This window comes from Janthinobacterium sp. DSP2-3-3 (assembly GCF_049897325.1).
In the GTDB taxonomy this organism is placed as follows: Bacteria; Pseudomonadota; Gammaproteobacteria; order Burkholderiales; family Burkholderiaceae_D; genus Janthinobacterium.
In genome coordinates, this window is the sequence record NZ_JAFCWA010000004.1 from 236045 (window position 1) to 252843 (window position 16799).

At 64.1% G+C, this 16799-nt stretch carries 12 protein-coding genes; 9 read left to right on the forward strand and 3 right to left on the reverse strand.

The features are described from left to right. Nucleotides 1-2: 2 nt before the first annotated feature. Complete coding sequence (locus tag ACP7DE_RS10100) at nucleotides 3-1139, reverse strand: succinylglutamate desuccinylase/aspartoacylase family protein (protein WP_426071975.1); 1137 nt, start codon at nucleotides 1137-1139, stop codon at nucleotides 3-5. Nucleotides 1140-1340: 201 nt separating this feature from the next. Here ACP7DE_RS10100 and ACP7DE_RS10105 point away from each other — a divergent pair, with 201 nt between their 5' ends. From ACP7DE_RS10105 to ACP7DE_RS10115, 3 genes are all read left to right on the forward strand, one after another. Next, complete coding sequence (locus tag ACP7DE_RS10105) at nucleotides 1341-2342, forward strand: MurR/RpiR family transcriptional regulator (RefSeq protein ID WP_426071976.1); 1002 nt, start codon at nucleotides 1341-1343, stop codon at nucleotides 2340-2342. A 33-nt stretch (nucleotides 2343-2375) separates the two neighbouring features. Next, nucleotides 2376-5183 (forward strand): TonB-dependent receptor, encoded by a 2808-nt coding sequence (locus ACP7DE_RS10110; protein ID WP_426071977.1) that lies wholly within the window; start codon nucleotides 2376-2378, stop codon nucleotides 5181-5183. A gap of 162 nt (nucleotides 5184-5345) precedes the next feature. Then, nucleotides 5346-6599 carry a cyanophycinase gene (locus tag ACP7DE_RS10115; RefSeq protein ID WP_034780338.1) on the forward strand — a complete coding sequence of 418 codons (1254 nt, stop codon included), beginning with the start codon at nucleotides 5346-5348 and terminating at the stop codon, nucleotides 6597-6599. On the opposite strand, the gene ACP7DE_RS10120 is transcribed toward ACP7DE_RS10115, so the two are convergent. Further along, on the reverse strand, nucleotides 6590-7792 hold the full coding sequence (locus tag ACP7DE_RS10120; protein WP_426071978.1) for a DUF418 domain-containing protein: 1203 nt from the start codon (nucleotides 7790-7792) through the stop codon (nucleotides 6590-6592). The two genes, ACP7DE_RS10115 and ACP7DE_RS10120, sit on opposite strands and share 10 nt — an antisense overlap. An 8-nt stretch (nucleotides 7793-7800) precedes the next feature. Further along, the gene (locus tag ACP7DE_RS10125; protein ID WP_426071979.1) at nucleotides 7801-8403 is read right to left on the reverse strand and encodes a TetR/AcrR family transcriptional regulator; all 603 of its coding nucleotides are present in this window, start codon (nucleotides 8401-8403) and stop codon (nucleotides 7801-7803) included. 209 nt (nucleotides 8404-8612) lie between these two features. Here ACP7DE_RS10125 and ACP7DE_RS10130 point away from each other — a divergent pair, with 209 nt between their 5' ends. The 6 genes from ACP7DE_RS10130 (at nucleotide 8613) to rbbA (ending at nucleotide 16796) form a co-directional block, all read left to right on the forward strand. Next, nucleotides 8613-10055 carry an IgA Peptidase M64 gene (locus ACP7DE_RS10130; RefSeq protein WP_426071980.1) on the forward strand — a complete coding sequence of 481 codons (1443 nt, stop codon included), beginning with the start codon at nucleotides 8613-8615 and terminating at the stop codon, nucleotides 10053-10055. A 427-nt stretch (nucleotides 10056-10482) separates the two neighbouring features. After that, on the forward strand, nucleotides 10483-10668 hold the full coding sequence (locus ACP7DE_RS10135) for a hypothetical protein (protein WP_426071981.1): 186 nt from the start codon (nucleotides 10483-10485) through the stop codon (nucleotides 10666-10668). Beyond that, complete coding sequence (gene fabI, locus ACP7DE_RS10140; protein ID WP_426071982.1) at nucleotides 10665-11450, forward strand: enoyl-ACP reductase FabI; 786 nt, start codon at nucleotides 10665-10667, stop codon at nucleotides 11448-11450. The genes ACP7DE_RS10135 and fabI overlap by 4 nt, the downstream gene beginning before the upstream one ends. A gap of 10 nt (nucleotides 11451-11460) precedes the next feature. Further along, complete coding sequence (locus ACP7DE_RS10145; RefSeq protein ID WP_426071983.1) at nucleotides 11461-12945, forward strand: efflux transporter outer membrane subunit; 1485 nt, start codon at nucleotides 11461-11463, stop codon at nucleotides 12943-12945. 18 nt (nucleotides 12946-12963) lie between these two features. Beyond that, nucleotides 12964-14037: an HlyD family secretion protein gene (locus ACP7DE_RS10150; RefSeq protein WP_426071984.1), complete on the forward strand. Its 1074-nt coding sequence runs from the start codon at nucleotides 12964-12966 to the stop codon at nucleotides 14035-14037. Between the two features lie 2 nt (nucleotides 14038-14039). Continuing rightward, on the forward strand, nucleotides 14040-16796 hold the full coding sequence (gene rbbA, locus ACP7DE_RS10155) for a ribosome-associated ATPase/putative transporter RbbA (protein ID WP_426071985.1): 2757 nt from the start codon (nucleotides 14040-14042) through the stop codon (nucleotides 16794-16796). Nucleotides 16797-16799: the final 3 nt, after the last annotated feature.

Below are 16799 nucleotides of genomic sequence, written 5' to 3' on the forward strand. Positions count from 1 at the left end.
CGTCATTGGCTCAGCAGACTGCCGCCGCGGAAGGCGATGGCGCCGGCGACCTTGCCGACGTTCATGCCGCGCAAGACGTGGCGGTGGGCGCTGCGCGCAAAAAAGACGCCGGCGACGGTGCAGCGCAAGGTTGTCGTCTCGCCGCTGACAGGGTCGATCAGGTCGGCTACCGCGTCGCCGGCGGCCAGCACGTCGCCCATTTCACGCAGGTAGACCAGTAGGCCGTGATGCGGCGCGAGGATCGGTTCCACGCCTGCCAGCGGCGTCGGCTCGCATTGCGGTGCGGGCAGGTCGTCGCCGGCGCCGTCGATCTCCAGTACGCCCTCGATGGCGAGAAAACGTAGCAGGGCATTGGCGTCGCGTTCGGCCAGGGCGTAGCTCACTTCCACTTCGCCGCGCAACTCGACGGTGGTCGACAGGCAGGCGGCGGGAATCGGATAGCGTCCCTTGAAGTGCGCATCCAGATCCCACCACAATCGGCTGCAGGCTTCGTCGAACGGCTCTTCGCCGGCCGCCAGTTCCAGCAGCACGGCGCGCGCGCCCAGTAACGCGGACAGGGGCGCGATCTGCGCGGCCAGCGGCGTGCCTGTGTAAATGTGCAGGGCCGCCTCGTTATCGCAATGCAGGTCGAGCACGATGTCGGCGTCGATGGCCATGCCCAGCAAGGTTTTCTTCAATACCTCGGCATCCGTGCCCGGCCGCCAAGCGGCGACGGCGGCGCGCGCGTGCCGGCGTATCAGCGCCACGTTGGCTTGCGCATCCTGTCCCAACTGGCCATCGAGCGTGGTTTTCAGTTCATCGGCCACATGGCGGTAGGCGCGGTTGAAGTTGATGCCGGTGGTCAGATCGAAGCGGCCGAACGGCGCGCCATGGATGGCTTGTGCCAGGCCGATGGGATTGGCGGCCGGCACCAGGATGATTTCGCCATGCACCTTGCCCGCCGCTTCCAGCGCCAGCAGTTCGCGGCGCAAAAATTGCGACACCAGCATGCCTGGCACCTCGTCCGCATGCAGCGCCGCCTGAATGTAGACCTTCTTGCCACTGCGGCTATTGGCCGCCGCAGTGCCGAAGTGGAAGCTGCTCAACTGGCACACTACGCTGGCGTGCGCGGTGGAAATGGGATGCTGTTGTACTTGCATGGTGAATTCGCCCCAAAACGGGGCGCGGTTGATGGATTTCGGTCGATTATGTAGCAATATTTTCACGAAGTAAATCAATGAAAATCCTTTTACAAATATTTGTTGAGTTTTCTTTTTGATATGAGTAGAGTAAGTTCCAGCGACCCGATTTCGCCTTTTTTTCGTCATCCGCCATGCACAAGAACACAGGCCGCCAGTGATATGAAATCATCCGCCAGTCCTGCACGCAGCAGTCCCTACACGCCAGCGGCCACCGCCCTATCGTCGCCCGATGCCGCGTTCGCGCAATCGCCGCTGGGGCAGGCGCTGATGCACGTGCTGGCCGGCGGCTCGGCGTCGCAGCGGCAGATCGCCGATTACCTGCTGCGCAACCAGATGCGCGTGACGGCGCTGGGCATCGAGGAACTGGCTGACAGCTGCCAGGTATCGACGGCCACCATCAGCCGCTTCGCGCGCGACATCGGCCAGAAGAATTATTCGGCCATGCGCGGCGCCATGGCAGAAACCCTGCAATCGCTCTTGCAGCCAGTCGACAAATTGCGCCGCACGATACAGCGGCGTGCGCGCGCCACGTCGCCCATCACGGAAAGCCTGGAGTATGCGGCCGCGAACATCGCCGCCACATCCGATGCCCTGTCGCAGCACGCCATGCAGGACGTGGTGCGCCGCCTGACGCGCGCCAAGGTGGTGTATGTGATGGGTTTTGGCCTGTCGGCCAACCTGGCCGGCATGCTGGTGCAGCATCTGCAGCCGTTTTGTCCGCATGTGGTGGAAGTGGTTGGCATCGGCGGCTCGGAAGTGGCGGCCGGCCATCTGGTCAACCTCACGGCGCACGACGTGCTGGTGGTGATCTCGTTCCCCCGTTACACGCTCGACTGCATCGGCCTGGCCAGCTTCGCGCGCGACCGCGGCGCCTGCATCGTGGCGCTCACCGATTCGCCTGCGTCCCCCCTGGCCGAACTGGCCGATCACGCGCTGTATGCGCAAAGCACGCATCCCGTCCTGCCCAGCAGCGCCAGCACGGCGCTGGCCATGATCGAGGCGCTGGCCGTGGCGCTGATGGTATCGAACAAGAAGAACGTTGAAAAAGCGGCCCGCCTGAGCGAAGTCATCGCCGCCTATCTGTACGGCGGCGAACATGGCGTGCAGGGAACCCGGAAAAGAGCAGTAAAGCAGCGCAAGGCAGTGCCGCAGTCATTATAAAAATCAGGGTTAACACCATCGGGGAGAGTTTGCATGCAAGCAGAAAAACAAGACGGCAGTTGCGTACTGCCACGCGAGTCGGTGCTGGCGCAAGGCGTGCGACTGGCGCTGGGCGCCCTGAGCGTGTCGGCGGCGCTGGGCATGCTGGCCAACGGCGCGCTGGCGCAGGAGCAGGGGCAGGCGCAGGGACAGGATGGCGAGCCTGCGCCGAAAAAAATGCAGCGCGTGGAAATCACGGGGTCGGCCATCAAGCGGCTGGAATCGGAGACGGCGCTGCCGGTGCAGATCATCACGCGCGCCGACATCGAAAAGGCGGGTGTGACGACGGCGGCCGAGCTGATGGCGCGTGTGTCTGCCAATGTAGGTGGCTTGACCGATGGCGCCAGCATCAACGTGGGCGGCGACCAGCGCGGCTTCAACAGCGCCAACTTGCGCGGCGTGGGCACGTCGTCCACGCTGGTGCTGCTGAATGGCCGGCGCATGGCGAACTTTGCCTCGCCTGGCGACGATGCCGGCGTGGACCTGAATAACATTCCTGCCGCCGCCCTGCAGCGCGTGGAAGTACTGCTCGACGGCGCCTCGGCCCTGTACGGCACGGATGCCATCGGCGGCGTCATCAATTTCATTACGCGCAAGGATTACCAGGGCGTGGAGCTGAACGCCTACGGCAGCCGCACCGATGAAGGGGGCGCCGGCAAGCGCACGGCCAGCATCACGGCCGGCACGGGCGACCTGGCCATGGATGGCTACAATATCTTTGCCGTGGTCGACATGCAAAAGACGGACCGCCTCAGCTCCTCGCAGCGCAAGTTTATTCCGAACCTGCAGATTCCGCAGCGCCTGGGGCATTTGCTGTCGAACTTTACTAGCCCGGCGAATATCCGCCTGTCCAGCGCCCAGCGCGCGCACTTGCAGGATAATGGCTTCCAGCTTAATGGCCAGCCGATCACCAACCGGCAGATCAATCTGTCGATCCCGAACTGCGTGCCGCCGGCCAACCTGTACCTGCCGGCGGGAACGGGCGGCGTCGATGCCTGTACCTACGATTACATGGGCGACACGGAGCTGTATCCGAAGACGGACAAGCAGAACCTGCTCACGCGCGGCGTGCTGAAGCTGGGTAACGACCATCAGCTATATGCGGAAGTGGCGTTGAGCCGCTCGCGCAGCTATTACGTGGGCTCGTCGGCGCGCGTGATCGGCTACCTCGATTACAGCAAGGTGCCGCAACTGGCCAATGCCGGCTTTGATACGGCGGTCGATGAAGATGGCGACCCGGTAGGGCGTGAACTGGAACTGCGCATGCGGCTGAACGAGGCGGGCATGCGCACCAGTCAGTTGACCAGTGAGAGCCAGCGCTTCGTGGTGGGCGCCAGCGGCACGCTCGCCGGCTGGGATTACGACGTGGGCTTCAATCACAGCGTCAACGTCGTGAAGGACCGCGATACGCATGGTTATGTCCTGTACGACAAGCTGTTGGAGGGCATCGCTTCCGGCGACATCAACCCGTTTGGCCCATCGGGCGCGAAGGGCAAGGCGCTGCTCGACAGCATCCAGGTCAATGACGAAGTACGGCATGCGCGCGGCACCATGGATACGCTCGACTTCAAGGCATCGCGCGCGCTGATGGCGTTGGGTGGCGGCGACATGGCGCTAGCTGTGGGCGGCGAAGTGCGCCGCGAACGCACCGAGTTCCGTCCATCGGCGTTGCTGATGAGCGACAACATCAACAATGATGCGGCGCCCGAAGGCGGCGTGGCCACCAGCGACAGCCGCAAGGTGCAAGCCATTTACAGTGAATTGCTGCTCCCATTTACCAAGCAGTGGCAGGCACAGTTGTCTGGCCGTTACGATCATTACCAGCAGGTAGGCGGCGCCCTCAGTCCGAAGATCGGGCTGACCTATATGCCCGGCAAGCAGGTGCTTCTGCGCGCCTCGGCCGGCAAGGGCTTTCGCGCGCCATCGATGTCGGATCTGCACCGGCCCACTGCCTATAGCAGTACGGCGACGCTACCGGATCCCGTGTATTGCGCGAGCGAGAACAATGATTACTCCGTCTGCGCCGATAATTGGGATACGCGCCGCTACAGCAACGACAAGCTGAAACCGGAGCGCAGCCGCCAGTTCACGGCCGGCCTGGTGCTTGAGCCCAGCCAGCACTGGACCTTCAGCTTTGATTACTGGAACATCAAGCGCACGGACCTGATCAGCGAGATCGGCGACGACATCATCCTTGGCAACCTCGCCAAGTACGGCGACCTCGTGCACCGCAACAAGGACAATGAAATCGACTATATCGAGCTGCGCAAGGAAAACCGCGGCGCGCAAAAAGCTGCGGGTATTGACCTGACGGCCGACCTGCATGGTGTGCAAACGGCCTGGGGACGCTTCGGCGGCCACTTGAGCGGCACCTATGTGCTCGATTCGAAAATCCAGACCAGCCCTGGCGACGTCTTTATCAGTAACCTGAATAAATTCGTCACGGACGGCGTGGTGCAGCGCTGGCGCCATACGATCACCCTTGACTGGGACAATGGCCCGTATTCGGCCAGCCTGTCGAACACCTATTCGAGCGGCTATGATGACCAGAATTCGGCCATCAACACGGACGATGGCAGTGTGGTCAAGCCGAACCGGGTGAAGGCGTATACGCTGTGGGACATGTCCGGCGCGTATGCCGTCAACAAGCAGTTCAAGCTGCGCGCGGGCATACAGAATCTGTTCAATACCAGTCCGCCGTACTCGAACCAGGCGTACTTTTTCCTCTCCGGCTATGATCCGACCTACACGGACCCGCGCGGCCGGCGCTTCTATGCCAGCGTCAATTACAGCTTCAAGTAAGCAGTTTTACATAGAAGCGTGGAGATACCGCAACAACGCTGTCATATGCAGCAAGTAGTATCGTAGTTCGATGCAGTTGGGTTGCAAGCAGCAGTTTTGGCAGCAAGGGCGCGCGCCTGTAGCAATAAGTGTGCGCCACTTTCCTTGTATTCGAAAGGCACCATGAAATCATCCGCAAGCCTGTATCACACCTTCCGCGCCGCGCTGCTGTTCGCGCTGGCATTGTGCAGCGTCCATGCCGTGGCGGCGCCCGGCGGCAGTGCCATCGGCAGCGCCCCGCAGGGCACCCTCGTCATCATTGGCGGCGGCCTGCGTGCCGACAATGCCGAAGTCTGGCAGCGCATCGTCAAGTTGTCGGGCGGGCCAGGCGCGCGCATCGCCGTGCTGGCATCGGCCGCGATGAACCCGGAAAAATCGGGAGAAAGCATCATCAAGAAGCTTAACCAATATGGCGCCGACGCCTTTTTCGTGCCGCTGGCCGTCAAGTTGCCCAATCGCGATTACCGCAAGGCAGCCGAAGACCCGGCCATCGTCACGCAGATCAAGTCGGCCAGCGGCATTTATTTTGCCGGCGGCGACCAGGGACGCATCACGCAAGCCTTGCTGCGCCCGGACGGCAGCCGCACGGCCGCGCTGGAAGCCATCTGGTCGGTCTATCGCAACGGCGGCGTGATCGCCGGTTCCAGCGCCGGTGCCGCCATCATGAGCACCACCATGTTCTACGACGCCAAACCCGTGCTCGACATGCTCAAGATGGGCGTGACGGACGGGCGCGAGATTGCGCCGGGGCTGGGCTTCATCGGCAGCGATGTCTTCGTGGACCAGCATCTGCTGGTGCGCGGGCGTTTTGCGCGCATGATTCCCGTGATGCTGAAAAAAGGCTATCACCTGGGGCTGGGCATCGATGAAAACAGCGCCATGGTGGTCGACGCCATGCGCGACGTGGAAGTCATTGGCTACAGCGGCGCCTTGCTGATCGACCTGTCGGGCGCCATCAGCGACCGTGGCGTGAAAAATTTTAATATCAGCAACGCCGCCATCAGCTATCTGGACCGGGGCGACAAATTCAACCTCGTCACGCGCGTGTTTACGCCGTCGCCGGACAAGGCCGACAACAAGCTCGATCCGAACCAGCCTGACATGCGCGAGCCTGTGTTTACCAACGATATTCTCGGCAATAACGCCGTGCTCGACCTGATGGGCAACCTGATCGACAACGCGCAGCAGGAAGCTATCGGCATCGCCTTCGGCAACCCGCGCGACCCGTATCCGGACCTGGGCTTCGAGTTCAGGTTCAGCAAGACCGTCAACAGCGTCGGCTACAGCTCGACCGAGGCGGAAGCGTATTCGGTGCTGAAGCTGCGCCTTGACATCCGCCCGATCCAGCTGCGCCAGCCTTTGTACCGCTACAAATAAGCGGTGCCGGCGCGCCGCCAGCGCGGCCACGCCGCGATCGTCAAGGCCCTGAGCAGCCACTCGACAGGGCCATACGCGTGACCGCGCAGCCACCATTGGCTCAGTGGTAGCTGCATGCAAAAGATGATGATGGCCAGCGCCAGGGCACCCAGCGGCGAGACGTTGCCCATCAAGCGTGCGCCATACGCGAGGAACAGCCAGGCGCAGATGGCCGACTGCAGCAGGTAGTTCGACAGGGCCATACGGCCCGTGTCGGCCAGCATGGCAAACAGCGTGCCGTTGCGCAGGCGCTCGAACAGGGCCAGGGCCAGCGCCAGGTAAGCGCCCGCCAGCAGCGGCGCGGTCGCCAGGCCCACGGCCAGTCCCGCCACCTGCCATGCCTGGTTGTCAGCATACACGGAGGTCCATGCATAGATGGCGGCACCTGGCACCCCCGCCAACGCGCCGGCCCGCAGCAGGCGGCGCCGCAGCGGCAGATAAGCGCTTGCGTGCAGCAGCATCTCGCGCTTGCCGGCGGCCAGGCCGCACAGGAACATGGCCAGCGCGCACGGCGCCTGCACCAGCAGCAGCACGATCCAGATTTCACTCAGTTCGCGCAAGTGCTGGGCGATGACGGTGGCCGGCGTGGCACGGTAGGCGGCCAGCGCGGTCGCCGCCTTTTGCGCCATGGTCACGGCTTGCTGGGCGGCCTCGCCCGCCGGTTGCAGGCTTTGTAGCCATGCCATCCATCCCCAGAACCACGCGCAGACGGTGACAAGAATCAAGGCCAGGGACAGTGCCTGGCGTTCGCCGCAGCGGTGCAGCGCCAGCAGTACGATGCCCAGCACGGCGTAGGTGGTGAGTATGTCGCCATGAAACAGGAACACGGCATGCAGGGCGCCGATCAGCCACAGGCCTGCTTGCCGGCGCAGCATGCGCGGCACGAACGGTGCATTGGCACGCGCTGCCGCCTGCATCTGCAAGGTGAAGCTATAGCCAAACAGGAAGGAAAACAGCAGGTAGAATTTGGTCTCGAACAACAGCGCGACGAGAAAATGCGTGGCGCGATCCACGCTGCCGTGAAAGGCCGGATCGGTCATGCCCAGGCCAAACCAGGGTGTGGCGAAGGCGCCGATATTGACGACCAAAATGCCGAATAGGGCGCAGCCGCGCAGGGCGTCGACGTCGGCGATGCGCGCGGGTTTGGTTTTCATGGAGGCGCTCATGGCAGGGCCGGGCGCAGGAAGCGCGCCAGCAGCTGGTGCAGGCTGGCGCGCTGCGCCAGCGGCGTGTAATCGGGATCGACGGCGACCCGGTTGAAGATGCCGTCGATTAGCGCGGCGAGCCACCTGGCCGTTTGCGTGGGGTCCAGCGCGGTGTCGATCTGGCTCCGCGCGCCCGCCTCTTCCAGCAAGGTTTGCAGGCCGCCGCGCAGGCAGGCGTCATTGCGCGCCACCCTGACCGCGATATCCATGTCGCGCATCGCCTCGGCCGCTATTTCCAAAGTTAGTCCCGCAAAGTCCGCGTCGGCCGCCAGCGCCAGCACCAGGTCCATGAAGTCGAGCAGGGCGCCGTACGCATCGGCGCTGTCTTGCGCGCCGGCGAAATAGGCGGCCGTCTCGCTACCTTCCTGGTCGACGATGGCGGCGACGATGGCTTGCTTGGTGGGGAAGTAATGAAACAGGTTACCGGGACTCATGCCCGCTTGCGCACAGATGGCGGCGGTGCTGGTCTGGTGAAAGCCCTTGCGGGCGAAGCAGTGGCGCGCCGCCGCGAGAATGGCGGCGCGGCGGGCCGCGTGTTTGTCGGGATCGATGGTGCGCATACATTCCTTATTAATTAATCGATTAGTCAGTCTAATATAGGGCAAGCTGTTTCCGAGGTCAAGCGTGCAGGCTGAAAACGCGTGCTTTGCATGCCTGCTTCCTGTCGCTACAATGTGCCGCAGCGGTTTTTCCCGCGCTTGCCGACAGGCCCGCTGATTGTTTGGAAAACCGTTCCCTCCACCTGTTTTTCTACCGTTCTAGGAATGACATGCAGCAGACCCCGATTCGATCCTTCCTCTGCGCGCTGGCGCTGGCCGCCGGCTTGCTCCCTGCCGCGCAGGCGGATAATGCGTCGCAGCCAGCCACCATGCGCCTCGATTACCAGCACAGCGGCAATGCGCTGGGCGAACATTATGCGGTTGAGCGCGTGCTGGTCGAGCCCTTGCCGTGGCCGGGCAATCTGGCACGCCCCATCGACGACAGCAACCGTGGCAACAACCTGCTGGAAGTGGTCGATATCAAGTCGGGCAAGGTGCTGTATTCGCGCGGTTTTTCCACCATCTTCGGCGAGTGGGCCAGCACCGATGAAGCGAAAACCACCACGCGCGCCTTCCAGGAATCCGTGCGCTTCCCGCAGCCCGAGCAGCCCGTGCGCGTGCGCATCCTCAAGCGTGACGAGCGCGGTCTGTTTTCCGTTGTGTGGAGTGCCGATGTTGATCCTGCCGCGCAGGATGTGATCCGCAAGCAGCCGCCGGCGCCCGTCAAGCCGATACCGATCCGTGTCGAAGGCCCCTCGTCCGAGAAGGTCGACCTGCTGATCATGGGCGACGGCTACACGGCGGCCGACATGGGCAAGTTCGAAGCGACGGCGCGGAAATTGGCCGAGCACCTGTTTACGGTCTCGCCATTTCGCGAACGGGCCAAGGACTTCAATGTGTGGGCCATGGCAGCGCCGACGCAGGAATCGGGCGTATCGCGTCCATCGACGGGCGTGCATCACGCCTCGCCGCTGGGCACGCGCTACGACATATTCGGCAGCGAGCGCTACGTGCTGACGACGGACAACCGCGCCCTGCGCGACCTGGCGCAGTATGCGCCGTATGAATTCATTGAAATCCTCGTCAACAACGACACCTACGGCGGCGGCGGCATCTTCGGCCAGTTCAGCACGGCCGCAGCGAATAACGACTGGGCCAATTACCTGTTCGTGCATGAATTCGGCCACCATTTCGCCGGCCTGGCCGACGAGTACTACACCTCGCCCGTGGCCTATCAGTCGAATGGCGAGCGGCAGGAACCGTGGGAGCCGAACGCCACGGCGCTGCGCGATCCGGCCAGGCTGAAATGGCAGAACCACGTCAAAGCCGGCACGCCACTGCCGACGCCGTGGCCGAAGGAAGCGTACGACAGCCATGCGCGCGAATACCAGAAGCAGCGCGCCGCCCTGCGCGCGGCCAACCGCCCGGAAAGCGAGATGAGCGACTTGTTCAAGGCTGACCTGGCGTACACCCAGCAGCTGTTCTCCAAGGCGCCGCAGCGGCATGCCGTTGGCGCCTTCGAGGGCGCCAACTATGAGTCGTCCGGCTACTACCGGCCCGAGATGCAATGCATCATGTTCGACCGCAGCGAGACGTTTTGCTCCGTATGCCAAGATGGCATCAGCACCATCATCGACCTGTATTCGCGTCCCGCCAGGGCGCCGCGCAAATAGGCCGGTTAGCGCAGTTTCGTAAGGCATGGCGGCCATGTTGCAATGCAATAGCATGGCCCTCATTCTGTCTCTCCCCACCATCTGCCGTCCGCCACCTCCCAACGATTATTGTTTTTAATTCAATAACTATCGCCGCTGGCAAAGTCCCTTTTCTCCCCGTCAGCCCAGCAGAATTGTTAAATATGCATGCTCGCACGCTTGCTTGAAAAATATTTCATTTAGATAATATTGAGGTAGAATTTGATCTACATCAATGCTGCATTGCCGCAATCGCACTTATAGTTGACCTAGCTCAAAGCGTCATGGAATGCGGATCGGGCTCATCACGAATCACGCGTCTAAATGCTGTAGAGTAATTTCGCCCCGTACCAGTTCCCCGAGAATGCACTGGTGCAGGCCTCGAATTTCAGTGACGGAAGCCCGATTCATGAAGATGCAGATCCCCGCGCCTGGCGCGTGCAGTACCTTACACCCCCACACTCCCATTGCCTTGCCGTATGCGCGCGCCGGTGGCGTCACCCTGGCCATGTGCGCTGCCGCCATGCGCGCCGGCGCGGTGCGATGCGTGCATGCGGCCACGCCGTGGCCCGCCCTGCGTCCAGTCCAGGCATGACGGCCGACTTGCGCCAGCACTTGCCTTTGCAGGGCAAGCGGGGCCTGGTGGTGGGCATCGCCAACACGCAAAGCATCGCCTGGGGCTGCGCCAGCGCATTGCGCGCGGCCGGCGCCGAACTGGCCGTGACCTGGCTCAATGACAAGGCGCGTCCACACGTGGAGCCGCTGGCGTTGCGACTGTCGGCGGCCATCATGGCGCCGCTCGACGTGGCCGTGCCGGGCCAGCTCGAAGCGCTGTTCGCGCAGATCGAGCGTCAGTGGGGGCGGCTCGACTTCCTCGTCCATTCCATCGCCTACGCGCCGAAGCAGGACTTGCATGGCCGCGTCACGGACAGTTCGGCTGACGGTTTTGCGCAGGCGATGGATATTTCCTGCCACTCCTTCATGCGCATGGCGAAGCTGGCCGAACCCCTGATGCCGGACGGCGGCAGCCTGATGACCATGAGTTATCTGGGTGCGGAGGAAGTCATCGCCGACTATGGCCTGATGGGCCCTGTGAAGGCGGCGCTGGAAGCATCGGTGCGCTATCTGGCTGCGGAACTGGGCCCACAGGGCATCCGCGTCAATGCCATCTCGCCGGGGCCTCTGGAGACGCGGGCCGCTTCCGGCATTGCCCATTTCGACCGCCTGATGGCCGACGCCATCGAACGTTCGCCCATGCGGCGCCTGGCCACCATCGAGGACGTGGGCGCGCTGTGCGCCTTCCTCGCCGGTGACGGCGCGTGCGCCATCACGGGTGGCACCTTATATGTCGATGGCGGCTACAACATTCTGAATTGACTGGAAGAAGATGATCATGCCTGTTCCCGCTTTATCTGCGTGCGCCAGGATGGCCGCGCTGGCCACTGCACTGGCCACCACGCTGGCCGCCACGCTGGCCCTGGCCGGCTGCGCCTCGATGGCGCCGCCGTACGCGCCACCGCCGCTACCGGTGGCGGCGCAGTATCCGGAAGCCGATCCCGCTGGCGCGCACGCTGCGGACATCGCCTGGCAAGCCTACTTTGCCGACGCGCGCCTGCAGGCGCTGATTGCGCAGGCGCTGGCCAGCAACCGCGATATCCGTATCGCCGCCCTGCGCGTGGAAGAGGCGCGCGCCGCGTATGGCATCCAGCGCGCCGAACAATTTCCCACCATCGCACTGGGCGCCTCCGGCAGCCGCGCGCGCGTGCCCGGTGACCTGAGCGTGACGGGGCGCCCCATGACGAGCGCGCAGTACCAAACGGGTTTGAACGTAAGTGCCTGGGAGCTCGATTTCTGGGGCCGGGTGCGCAGCCTGAAGGACAGCGCGCTGCAAACCCTGCTGGCCAGCGACGAGGCGCGCCGCGCCGTCGGCGTGGCCCTGGTGGCGCAGGTGGCCAATGGCTACCTGGGCTTGCGCGAACTCGATGAACGGGTGGCGCTGGCGCGCGCCACGGTCGACAGCCGCGCCGAATCGCTGCGCATCTTCACGCGCCGCTTCGAGGTGGGTTCGATTTCCAAGCTGGACCTGACGCAGGTGGAAACCCTGCTCAGCCAGGCCTTGTCGCTGTCGGCGCAGTTGGAGCAGGCGCGCGCCGAGCAGGCGCACGCGCTGGCCCAACTGGTGGGCGGCCCGGTCGACCTGACGCCGGTGGCTGGTGAGGTGCGCCGCTTCGACGACGCCAGCGTGCTGCAGCCGCTGCATGCGGGCTTACCATCGGCCTTGCTGGCGCAGCGCCCCGACCTGGTGGCGGCCGAGCATCAACTGCGCGCCGCGCAAGCCAATATCGGCGCCGCGCGCGCCGCCTTCTTTCCCACGATTTCACTGACGGCCGCCTACGGCACGGCCAGCGCGGAATTGAGCGGCCTGTTCGATTCTAGCAGCGGCGCCTGGAATTTTGCGCCGCGCCTGGTGCTGCCGATCTTCGACGCGGGTCGCATCCGCGCCAATATGGATTTGGCCGAGGTGCGCCGCGAGGTGGCCGTGGCCAATTATGAAAAGAGCGTGCAGGGCGCGTTCCGCGAAGTGGCCGACGCGCTGTCGAACCGGCGCTGGCTGGCGCTGCAAGTCGACATCGGCAAGACCACCCTGGCCGCGCAGAGCGAACGCGCGCGCTTGGCCAAACTGCGCTACGACAATGGCGCCGCGCCCTACCTGGAAGTGCTCGATGCACAGCGCGACCTGCTGACGGTGGAGCAGCAACTGGTGCAGACGCGCCGCGCGCTGCTCTCCAGCCAGGTCAGCCTGTATGCGGCGCTGGGCGGCGGCGTACTTGCCAACACCTCCGCCACTTCCACCGCCGCTTCCACCCATTAATTTGATCGCCCCGATACCATGAATGCTCAATTGAAGAAAAAAATCATCCCTGCGGCGCTGGTCGTGGCCGTTCTCGTGCTGGGCTATGTGGCCTGGCAAAAAATGCGTCCCACTGGCCCTGGCGAAGGTTTTGTCAGCGGCAATGGCCGCATCGAAGCAACTGAAATCGACGTTGCCACCAAGCTGGCCGGAAGAGTCAAGGAAATCCTCGTGCGCGAGGGTGACTTCGTCAAGGCGGGCCAGCCGCTGGCCACCATGCAGGTCGATTCCCTGACGGCGCAGCGCGACGAGGCGCGCGCGCGCCAGCAGCAGGCCTCCGACGCGGTGGTTGGCGCGCAGGCGCAGGTTGCCGTGCGCGAGAGCGACAAGGCGGCCGCGCTGGCCCTGGTGGCGCAGCGTGAAAGCGAACTCGATGCGGCCAAGCGCCGCCTGGCCCGCTCGGAAACTTTGTCGAAGGAGGGCGCTTCCTCGGTGCAGGAACTTGACGATGACCGCGCCCGCGCGCGTAGCGTGGCCGCAGCCCTGAATGCGGCCAAGGCGCAGGTCACGGCGGCGCAGGCGGCCATCGACGCGGCCAAGGCGCAAGTAGTCGGTTCGCGTTCCGCCGTTACGGCTGCTGAAGCGACCACTGCGCGCATCGACGCCGACCTGGCCGATGGCCAACTGGCTGCGCCGCGCGACGGCCGCGTGCAGTACCTGGTGGCGCAGCAGGGCGAAGTACTGGCCGGTGGCGGCAAGGTGCTCAACCTGGTCGACCTGTCGGACGTGTACATGACCTTCTTCCTGCCCGAGACGGCGGCCGGCAAGGTGGCGATGGGCGGCGAAGTGCGCATCATCCTCGACGCAGCGCCCAATTATGTGATTCCGGCGACGATTTCCTTTGTCGCTGCCAGCGCGCAGTTTACGCCGAAAACGGTGGAAACGGCCAGCGAGCGCCAGAAGCTGATGTTCCGCGTGAAAGCGCAGATCAGCCGCGAGCTGCTGCAAAAACACCTGGCGCTGGTCAAGGTCGGCTTGCCCGGCGTGGCCTGGGTGCGTCTCGATGCGAAGCAGGCATGGCCCGCTGAACTGACGGCCAAGGTTCCGCAGTGACCATGGACGTGAACCCATTTGTCGTCAGCATCAAGGGCGTCAGCCAGCATTACGGCAAGACGGTGGCGCTAGCCGCCATCGACCTCGACGTGCCGGCCGGCCGCATGGTGGGCTTGATCGGACCCGATGGCGTGGGAAAATCGAGCTTGCTGTCGCTGGTGGCCGGCGCGCGCGCCGTGCAGCAGGGCAGCGTCATGGCGCTGGGCGGCGACATGCGCGATGCGCGCCACCGTGACGACGTCTGCCCGCGCATCGCCTACATGCCGCAAGGCCTGGGCAAGAATCTGTATCCGACCCTGTCGGTCGAGGAAAACCTGCAGTTTTTCGCGCGCCTGTTCGGCCACGATGCCGCCGAACGCCGGCGCCGCATCGACCAGCTGACCCGCAGCACGGGCCTGCAGCCTTTCCTGGCGCGCCCGGCGGGCAAGCTGTCGGGCGGCATGAAGCAGAAATTGGGCTTGTGCTGTGCCCTGATCCACGACCCCGACCTGCTCATTCTGGATGAACCGACGACCGGCGTCGATCCGCTGGCGCGGGCCCAGTTCTGGGACCTGATCGCCGGCATCCGCGTGCAGCGCCCGCAAATGAGCGTGATGGTGGCCACCGCCTACATGGACGAAGCGCAGCGCTTCGATTGGCTGGTGGCCATGGATGACGGCAAGGTGCGGGGTACGGGCACGCCGGCCGAACTGCTGGCGCGCACGCAAAGCGACAACTTGGAAGCGGCCTTTATCAAGCTGCTGCCCGAAGCCAAGCGCGCGGGCCACCAGCCCGTGGTCATCACGCCGCTCGATGCCGCCAGCGCGCAGGACGTTGCCATCGAGGCGCAAGACCTGACCATGCGCTTCGGCGATTTCACGGCCGTCGACCATGTGAATTTCCGCATCGGCCGTGGCGAGATTTTCGGTTTTCTCGGCTCGAACGGCTGCGGCAAGTCGACCACCATGAAGATGCTCACGGGCCTGCTGCCGGCCACGGAAGGCAAGGCTTGGCTGTTCGGCAAGGAAGTCGATTCCAACGATATCGACACGCGCCGCAGGGTCGGCTACATGTCGCAGGCCTTCTCGCTATACAGCGAATTGACGGTGCGCCAGAACCTGGTGCTGCATGCGCGGCTGTTTCACGTGCCCGCGAGCGAGATCGCGGCGCGCATTGATGAAATGGCGCAGCGCTTCGACTTGCGCGAGGTGATGGACGACCTGCCCGACAGCCTGCCGCTGGGCATACGCCAGCGTTTGTCACTGGCCGTGGCCATGGTGCACAAGCCGGAAATGCTGATCCTCGACGAACCGACGTCTGGCGTCGACCCGATAGCGCGCGACAATTTCTGGCGCCTGATGATCGAGCTGGCGCGGCGCGACCGCGTCACCATCTTTATTTCCACCCACTTCATGAACGAGGCTGAACGCTGCGACCGCATCTCGCTGATGCATGCGGGGAAAGTGCTGGTCAGCGATGCGCCGGCCGAACTGGTGCGCAAGAAGGGCGCGCCATCGCTGGAAGCGGCCTTCATCGCCTACCTGGAAGAGGCGGGTGGCGGCACGGCAGCGGCCGAAGTGCAGGAAAACGCGGCGCCGGTGCAGCAGGCCGAAGCGGCTGCGCCGCAGCCGGAGCAACAGCAGCGCCGCCACAGCCGTTTCAGCCTGGGGCGCATGCTCAGCTACATGTGGCGCGAAACCCTGGAACTGCGGCGCGATCCCGTGCGCCTGACCCTGGCGCTGGGCGGCTCCGTGCTGCTGCTGTTCGTGATCGGCTTCGGCATCAGCCTGGACGTCGAAGACTTGAGTTATGCGGTGCTCGACCACGACCAAACGACCCTGAGCCAGAATTACACGAACAACCTGGCCGGCTCGCGCTACTTCGTCGAGCGCCCGCCGCTGCGAGACTATGCCGATATCGACCAGCGTATGCGCAGCGGCGAATTGTCGCTGGCCATCGAGATTCCCCCCAGCTTTGCGCGCGACGTGCAGCGCGGCGCACCAGCGCAGGTGGCCGCGTGGATCGACGGCGCCATGCCGATGCGCGCCGAAACCGTGCAGGGTTACGTGCAGGGCATGCATCAGCTGTGGCTGGCCGACCAGGCCCTGCACCGCTATGGCATCAAGATGAACAACCCGGTCGCCATCCAGACCCGCTATCGCTACAACCCCGACGTGAAAAGCTTGCCGGCCATGGTGCCTGCCGTGATTCCCCTGTTGCTGCTGATGCTGCCGGCCATGCTGGCGGCGCTGTCCGTGGTGCGCGAAAAGGAACTGGGTTCCATCATCAACCTGTACGTGACGCCCGTCACGCGCCTGGAATTCTTGCTCGGCAAGCAGGTGCCGTACGTCGTGCTGGCCATGTTCAACTTCGCTCTCATGGCGCTGCTGGCGGTCACCGCCTTTGGCGTGCCGATCAAGGGCAGCTTGCCGACCCTGATCGGCGCCACCTTCATTTTCAATATCTGCGCCACCGGCATCGGCCTGTTCGCCTCGACGTTTACGCGCAGCCAGATCGCGGCTCTGTTCGTGACGATGATCGGCACCATGATCCCGGCCATCCAGTTTTCCGGCCTGCTCAATCCCGTCTCGTCAATGGAAGGCGTGGGCAAGGCGATTGGCCTGATGTACCCGGCCACGCACATGCTCAATATCAGCCGCGGCGTGTTCAACAAGGCGCTGGGATTCGGCGACCTGCACGCCTCGTTCTGGCCCCTGATCGTGGCGATCCCCGTGATCCTCGGCTTGACGGTGGCGCTGCTGAAGAAACAGGAGTCGTAAGCG

Excerpts from the sequence above, each read along its gene's own strand:
- ACP7DE_RS10100 (WP_426071975.1), bottom strand. The coding sequence starts at position 1,139 with ATGCAAGTACAACAGCATCCCATTTCCACCGCGCACGCCAGCGTAGTG.
- ACP7DE_RS10105 (WP_426071976.1), top strand. The coding sequence starts at position 1,341 with ATGAAATCATCCGCCAGTCCTGCACGCAGCAGTCCCTACACGCCAGCG.
- ACP7DE_RS10110 (WP_426071977.1), top strand. The coding sequence starts at position 2,376 with ATGCAAGCAGAAAAACAAGACGGCAGTTGCGTACTGCCACGCGAGTCG.
- ACP7DE_RS10115 (WP_034780338.1), top strand. The coding sequence starts at position 5,346 with ATGAAATCATCCGCAAGCCTGTATCACACCTTCCGCGCCGCGCTGCTG.
- ACP7DE_RS10120 (WP_426071978.1), bottom strand. The coding sequence starts at position 7,792 with ATGAAAACCAAACCCGCGCGCATCGCCGACGTCGACGCCCTGCGCGGC.
- ACP7DE_RS10125 (WP_426071979.1), bottom strand. The coding sequence starts at position 8,403 with ATGCGCACCATCGATCCCGACAAACACGCGGCCCGCCGCGCCGCCATT.
- ACP7DE_RS10130 (WP_426071980.1), top strand. The coding sequence starts at position 8,613 with ATGCAGCAGACCCCGATTCGATCCTTCCTCTGCGCGCTGGCGCTGGCC.
- ACP7DE_RS10135 (WP_426071981.1), top strand. The coding sequence starts at position 10,483 with ATGAAGATGCAGATCCCCGCGCCTGGCGCGTGCAGTACCTTACACCCC.
- fabI (WP_426071982.1), top strand. The coding sequence starts at position 10,665 with ATGACGGCCGACTTGCGCCAGCACTTGCCTTTGCAGGGCAAGCGGGGC.
- ACP7DE_RS10145 (WP_426071983.1), top strand. The coding sequence starts at position 11,461 with ATGATCATGCCTGTTCCCGCTTTATCTGCGTGCGCCAGGATGGCCGCG.
- ACP7DE_RS10150 (WP_426071984.1), top strand. The coding sequence starts at position 12,964 with ATGAATGCTCAATTGAAGAAAAAAATCATCCCTGCGGCGCTGGTCGTG.
- rbbA (WP_426071985.1), top strand. The coding sequence starts at position 14,040 with ATGGACGTGAACCCATTTGTCGTCAGCATCAAGGGCGTCAGCCAGCAT.